This is a genomic window from Brevundimonas sp. UBA7534 (genome assembly GCF_002479325.1).
GTDB lineage: Bacteria > Pseudomonadota > Alphaproteobacteria > Caulobacterales > Caulobacteraceae > Brevundimonas.
In genome coordinates, this window is sequence record NZ_DLMO01000139.1 from 1 (window position 1) to 5,802 (window position 5,802).

6 protein-coding genes are annotated in these 5,802 nt (G+C 69.0%); 1 reads left to right on the plus strand and 5 read right to left on the minus strand.

Annotated elements, in window-relative coordinates; all coding sequences use genetic code 11:
• Positions 1-191: 191 nt before the first annotated feature.
• The 3 genes from B2U11_RS11380 to trhA form a co-directional block, all read right to left on the minus strand.
• Entirely contained in the window at positions 192-548 is a 357-nt protein-coding gene (locus tag B2U11_RS11380) for a hypothetical protein (RefSeq protein WP_292071845.1), read from the minus strand.
• A complete protein-coding gene (gene phaR / locus B2U11_RS11385) occupies positions 545-1,174 on the minus strand; it encodes a polyhydroxyalkanoate synthesis repressor PhaR (RefSeq protein ID WP_292071846.1) in 630 nt (209 codons plus the stop codon). The genes B2U11_RS11380 and phaR overlap by 4 nt, the downstream gene beginning before the upstream one ends.
• A gap of 87 nt (positions 1,175-1,261) precedes the next feature.
• The gene (trhA, locus tag B2U11_RS11390; RefSeq protein WP_292071847.1) at positions 1,262-1,975 is read right to left on the minus strand and encodes a PAQR family membrane homeostasis protein TrhA; all 714 of its coding nucleotides are present in this window, start codon (positions 1,973-1,975) and stop codon (positions 1,262-1,264) included.
• A gap of 149 nt (positions 1,976-2,124) precedes the next feature.
• On the opposite strand from trhA, the gene B2U11_RS11395 reads away from it, so the two are divergent.
• On the plus strand, positions 2,125-3,300 hold the full coding sequence (locus B2U11_RS11395; RefSeq protein WP_292071848.1) for an acetyl-CoA C-acetyltransferase: 1,176 nt from the start codon (positions 2,125-2,127) through the stop codon (positions 3,298-3,300).
• Between the two features lie 57 nt (positions 3,301-3,357).
• Here B2U11_RS11395 and B2U11_RS11400 read toward each other — a convergent pair whose 3' ends face one another.
• Together B2U11_RS11400 and B2U11_RS11405 are read right to left on the minus strand one after the other, a co-directional pair.
• Positions 3,358-4,962, minus strand: a complete 1,605-nt coding sequence (locus B2U11_RS11400; protein WP_292071849.1) for a M20/M25/M40 family metallo-hydrolase — start codon at positions 4,960-4,962, stop codon at positions 3,358-3,360.
• Positions 4,963-5,051: 89 nt separating this feature from the next.
• On the minus strand, positions 5,052-5,802 hold a 751-nt coding region (locus B2U11_RS11405), incomplete at its 5' end, for a M48 family metalloprotease (protein WP_292071850.1).

The following is a 5,802-nucleotide window of genomic DNA, read 5'->3' on the forward strand; positions in this document are numbered from 1 at the left end:
CGTCGCCCTGCTTGAGGCCAGGCGACATGGCCTCAAGCAGGGCGACGCCCGGCAGGCCCTACGAAAAAGCCGTGAAGATCAAGGCCACGACGCAGACGTCGAACACTTTGGACAGGGCGCCAAGAAGGGGCATGGACGGTTCCGCGAAACGGGTCGGTTCGTCCCGTCACAGCAAGCGCCGTGCCGCATCTTCAGATGTCTGTGTCGGTGGCCTTGCCGACGGGCGGGCGGCGCTCCTCGGAGCCTGAATATTCCGTTTCCAGATAGGCGGCGCGGGCCGCGCCCAGCACGGGCGGGCCGCCGCGAAGGCCCCGCTTCTGGCCGGTTTGCCCGATCTGCTGGGCCAGGAAGGCTGCGGCGCCGGGTTCGAGCGGCGGCCGCGCGGCAGCTCTTGCCGGGGGCGGCCCCGGCTCGAAGGGGGCCGGCTCGTCCGTGGGAACGAGATCGCGCGTGTCACGCCGCTGGCGCTGACGACGGTCGCCGGTTCGGCGTTCCCCCGCCGGGTCGATCGCGCCAGGTCCGGCGATGGGACGGATCTCGTCGGTCATTTCGTCGCCTTGCCGCCCCCGGCCAGGCGATCCAACTGGACGCGCATCTCGTCCATCTGGCGACGCATCTCGTCCAGGGCCGTGTCGGACGACGTCGGCGCGGGGGCTTCGCTTTCCCCGGCCGTCGGCGCCGCTTCCGCGCGCGGATAGGCGAAGCCGGGGAACATCTGCATGGCCCGCTCGAACATGGCCATGTTGGCGCGCGCCGCCTCCTCGATCAGGGTCGCGCCGGAACCGGAGCCGAAGGCGCGGCTCATCTGGCTGGCGAACTGCTCCTGCTGGCGGCTGAAGTTGGCCAGCGACATCTCCAGATAGGAGGGCAGGACCCCCTGCATCTGGCCGCCGTAGAAGCCGATCAGCTGGCGCAGGAACTGGACCGGCAGCAGGGCCTCGCCCCGGCTTTCCTCCTCGAAGATGATCTGGGTCAGGATCTGGCGCGTCAGGTCCTCGTTGGACTTGGCGTCATAGACCACGAACTCCACGCCCTCGCGCACCATCGACGCCAGGTCCTCCAGCGTGACGTAGGCGCTGGTGCGCGTGTTGTAGAGCCTGCGGTTCGCATACTTCTTGATGACGATCACCGAAGCGTCGTCCTTATCTCCACCCTTGGTCTTGTCTTCGGCCACGCTTGTTCTCGCGATGTTGCAACGCCGCACTATCGTCCGTTGCGACGCGAAGCGCCAGAGGGGGAGCTCGAGCGGGCGAAGACCGCCCTAGTGGGTCATGGCCGGAGCCAGGACCACGCCGACCAGAACCGCCGTCCAGTGGACGGTCGCGCCCGTGACGACGAAGCCGTGCCAGATGGCGCGGCGGAACCGCACCTTGGGGCTGATGAAGACGAAGACCCCGGCCGTATAGATCAGTCCGCCCAGCACCAGCAGGGCCAGGGCGACCGGATGGACAGTCTCCACCATCGGCTTCAGCGCCGCCACCGCCAGCCAGCCGAACAGCACATAGACTGCGCTCCAGAACCGGTCCGAGATGCGCGGCGCGAACAGCTTCACCCCCGCCCCGGCGAACGCCAGGGTCCAGATCAGGGCCGTGAAGCCGATGGACCACAGTCCCTCGAACCGCTGGGTGGTGAAGGGGGTGTAGCTGCCCGCGATCATCAGGAAGATGGCCGCCTCGTCCAGGCGGCGCAGCACCGGCCGCGCGGCGCACGGATTGGTCTGGTTGTAGATGGTGGAGGCCGTCAGCATGCCGACCAGGCACAGGGCGTAGATGGCCGTCGCCATGACCCCGCCGATCCCGGCGTAGACGCCCGCCAGACCGGCCAGGATGATGCCGCCCACGGCCGCTAGCATCAGGCCCACGACATGGACCCACAGGTCGGCCAGTTTCTCAGCGCGCGACTGATAGTGGTCGATCATGTCCAGCTCGTCCGGGGTGCAGACGTGGGTGACGAGACGTTTCAGCGTGGCAAGCATGGCCTTCCCAATCCCGGATCGCGTCGATCGTTCCCACGACAATGGGCCGACAGGATGACGATTGGCTGAACGGACGCCTGCATGGGTGACGAAGCCGTCCGGATGCGGCAAAAGCGCAACGCAGCAATTTCAGCAGCGAGTGAAATCCCATGACCGACGTCGTCATCGTCTCCGCCGCCCGCACCCCCGTCGGCGCCTTCCTGGGCGGTCTGTCCCCCCTGCCCGCATCGAAGCTGGGCGAGATCGCCATCAAGGCGGCGCTGGAACGGGCCGGCGTGTCGGGCGAAGAGGTCGACGAGGTCATTCTGGGCCATGTGCTCCAGGCCGCCGCCGGCCAGGGGCCGGCCCGCCAGGCCGCGGTCGGCGCCGGCGTCCGCAAGGAGGCCGCCGCCTGGAGCCTGAACCAGATTTGCGGCTCCGGCCTGCGCGCGGTCGCCATCGCGGCCCAGCAGATCGCTCTGGGCGATGCGAAGATCGTCGTCGCGGGCGGCCAGGAGAGCATGAGCCAGGCGCCGCACGCGCAACAGCTTCGCACCGGACAGAAGATGGGCGACCTGGCCTTCGTCGACACCATGATCAAGGACGGCCTGTGGGACGCCTTCAACGGCTATCACATGGGCCAGACGGCCGAGAACATCGCCGAGAAGTGGTCGATCACGCGCGAGGCCCAGGACGCGTTCGCCCTGGCCAGCCAGCACAACGCCGAGGCGGCGCAGACCGCCGGCCGGTTCGACGAGGAGATCGTGCCGGTCGTCATCCCCGGCAAGAAGGCCGACGTGACCGTCGACAAGGACGAATACATCCGCCACGGCGCGACGCTGGAGCTGATGCAGAAGCTGCGTCCGGCCTTCACGAAGGACGGCACGGTGACGGCCGCCAACGCCTCGGGCCTGAACGACGGCGCCGCCGCCCTGGTGCTGATGAGCGCGGACGAGGCGAAGGCCCGAGGGCTGGAGCCGCTGGCCCGCATCGCCTCCTACGCCACCGCCGGGGTCGACCCGTCGATCATGGGCACGGGGCCGATCCCCGCCTCGAAGAAGGCGCTGGAGAAGGCGGGCTGGACCGTCGCCGACCTGGACCTGGTGGAATCCAACGAGGCCTTCGCCGCCCAGAGCCTTTGCGTGGTCAAGGAGCTTGGCCTCGACCCGGCCAAGGTCAACGTCAACGGCGGCGCCATCGCCATAGGCCACCCCATCGGCGCCTCGGGCGCGCGCATCCTGACCACCCTGCTTTTCGAGATGAAGCGCTCGGGCGCCAAGAAGGGCTTGGCGACCCTGTGCATCGGCGGCGGCATGGGCGTGGCCCTGTGCGTCGAGCGCCCGTGACGCAGTAAAGAAGGGGCGACGTTTCCGTCGCCCCATTTGCTGGCCCCGCCTTTCGGCTCAATCCTGCGGATATTCGAACGGATCGCTGGGCGTCGGCTGGGTCGGCAGCGGCATGCGCGGCAGCGGTTCATCCCGGTTGGCGGCGTTCAGCAGGAAGCTGGCCAGGATGATGGCCGCCTGGCGCATGTCTTCCGGCTTAAGGTGGTCGTAGCTGTCGATGCTGGTGTGGTGGATGCGCGCCGAATAGTCGAGCGGGTCCTGAATGAACTGATAGCCCGGCACGCCCACCGCCTGCATATAGACATGGTCGGTGCCGCCCGAGTTGCGCAGCGAGACGGTGGTGGCCCCCATGCTGGCGAAGGGCGCCAGCCATTCCTGAAAGATCGGGGCGGCGGCCACATTGCCCTCGGCGTTGATCCCCCGGATCTTGCCCGAGCCGTTGTCGATGTTGAAATAGGCGACCAGGTCGCGATAGCCGGGGCGCGGCTCGATCGGCCAGCGGTGGCGCCAGGTGCGGTTGTTCGGCAGATCCGCCCAGGCGGGGTCCGTCGCCGACGCGCGGGTCGCCAGGTATCGATCGACATAGGCAAGCGAACCCAGCAGTCCCTGTTCCTCGCCGTTCCAGAGGGCGAAGCGGATGGTGCGCTTGGGCCGCACGCCCAGAGCCTTCAGGATGCGCGCGGCCTCCATCACCACGGCGCTGCCCGCCGCATTATCCTGCGCCCCGTCCGAGGCGGCCCAGCTGTCCAGATGGGCGCCGGCCATGACGTATTCGGTCCCGCGCGCCGTTCCGGGGATGTCGGCCAGAATGTTGTAGGCGTTCACGTCCTCGTCGTGGAACCGGACCTCGCTGTTCAGCTCCAGCGTTGGCGGGGCGTCGGTCAGGGCCAGGCGCGCCAGGCGGCGATAGTCCTCGGCCGCCAGCTCCATCCCCGCCAGCTTCGGCGTCGCGCCGACCTGGTAGGTGTAGCCGGTACCGTGCAGAAGGCCGCCGTCGCGTTGCGAAATCCGCACCCAGGCCAAGGCGCCTTCCTCGACCAGGAAGGCGTCCATCCTGGCGGCGAAGTCGGCGCGCTCGAGTTGGCGTTCAACGGCGGCAGGCGAATACTGCGGCTGGTTGTAGGCGTTGCGTTCGCTCAGTTCGGCGCTGGTCCAGCGGCGGAAGGCCGGCTCGGTCGGCTCCGATCCCGTGCCGGGTTTGGAGATCATGACGATCTTGCCCGCCAGCTTGCCGCGCCACTTGTCGAAATCCTCGACTTCCGAGATCGGCGCCACGAAGACGCCGGCGCTGATCGTTCCGTTGGTGCCGGGCGTCCAGGCCACCGGAATGGCGCGCAGCTTCAGCGCTCGCGGCGCGGTCATGCGGGCGCTGGCGCGGACCACCTCCCAGCCGCGCCCGAACTCGAAGCCCTCGGCGCGGACGTTGGACAGGCCCCAGTCGCGGAACTGCTGCTGAGTCCAGGCTTCCGCCTGGCGCATTTGCGGCGAATTGGTCATCCGCCCGCCGATCCGGTCGGTCAGCCAGGCGGCGGTCTGCATCACTTGGCTGTGGTTCAAGCCCTGGTCGATGATGCCGTTGACGGCGACCCGGTCCACCGATTGGGCGGCGACCGGCGTGGCCAGAAGGGCGGCGGCGGAGACGAAGGCGAGAAGACGCGACATGAAGACAACCCCCTGAATCGGACAGGAGCGCATCTGAGGCGATCCCGACCGTCAGCGCAAATGCGGAAGGCGATGTCCAGGCGCGGCGATCAGCCCCAGGGGCCGCGCGGCCGGTCGGGAGTGGTCGGGACGCCGGTGGTGATCGGGGCGGCGGACGGCCGGGGCGGCACCGGCTCGGCGATGGCGCGAGGGCGCATCCCCATCTTAGCCCCCAGCTCCATCAGGGCGCGCACGCGGTTGCCGGTGGCGGGGTGGGTCGAAAACAGGTTGTCGGCGCCCTTGCCGGCCAGGGGATTGATGATGAACAGCTGGCCCGAGGCCGGATTACGTTCCGCCGTGGGATTGTGGATGCGCTTGGCGTAGGCCTCGATCTTCTGCAGGGCGCTGGCCAGGGCGTGGGGATCGCCGGCGATCTCGGCCCCGACGCGGTCGGCCTCGTATTCGCGCGCGCGGCTGATGGCCATCTGCACTAGGCCGGCGGCCATCGGCGCCAGGATCATCAACGCCAGGGTCCCGATCAGGCCGCCCGGCCGCTCGCGGTCGTCGCCGCCGCCGAAGAACAGGGCGAAGTTGGCCAGGGCCGCGATGGCGCCGGCGATCGTGGCCGTCACCGTCATGGTCAGGGTGTCGCGGTTCTTCACGTGGGCCAGTTCGTGAGCCATCACGCCGCGCACCTCGTCGCGCGTCAGCATGTCCAACAGGCCGGTGGTGGCGCAGACGGCGGCGTTCTCGGGGTTGCGGCCGGTGGCGAAGGCGTTGGGCTGGTCGCTGGGGATGATGGCGACCTGGGGCTGGGGCATGCCGGCGTCGGCGGCCATCCGCCGCACGTCGGCGACATAG

Coding starts and splice junctions, on each gene's coding strand:
- B2U11_RS11395 (WP_292071848.1), top strand. CDS start 2,125: ATGACCGACGTCGTCATCGTCTCCGCCGCCCGCACCCCCGTCGGCGCC.
- trhA (WP_292071847.1), bottom strand. CDS start 1,975: ATGCTTGCCACGCTGAAACGTCTCGTCACCCACGTCTGCACCCCGGAC.
- B2U11_RS11380 (WP_292071845.1), bottom strand. CDS start 548: ATGACCGACGAGATCCGTCCCATCGCCGGACCTGGCGCGATCGACCCG.
- B2U11_RS11400 (WP_292071849.1), bottom strand. CDS start 4,962: ATGTCGCGTCTTCTCGCCTTCGTCTCCGCCGCCGCCCTTCTGGCCACG.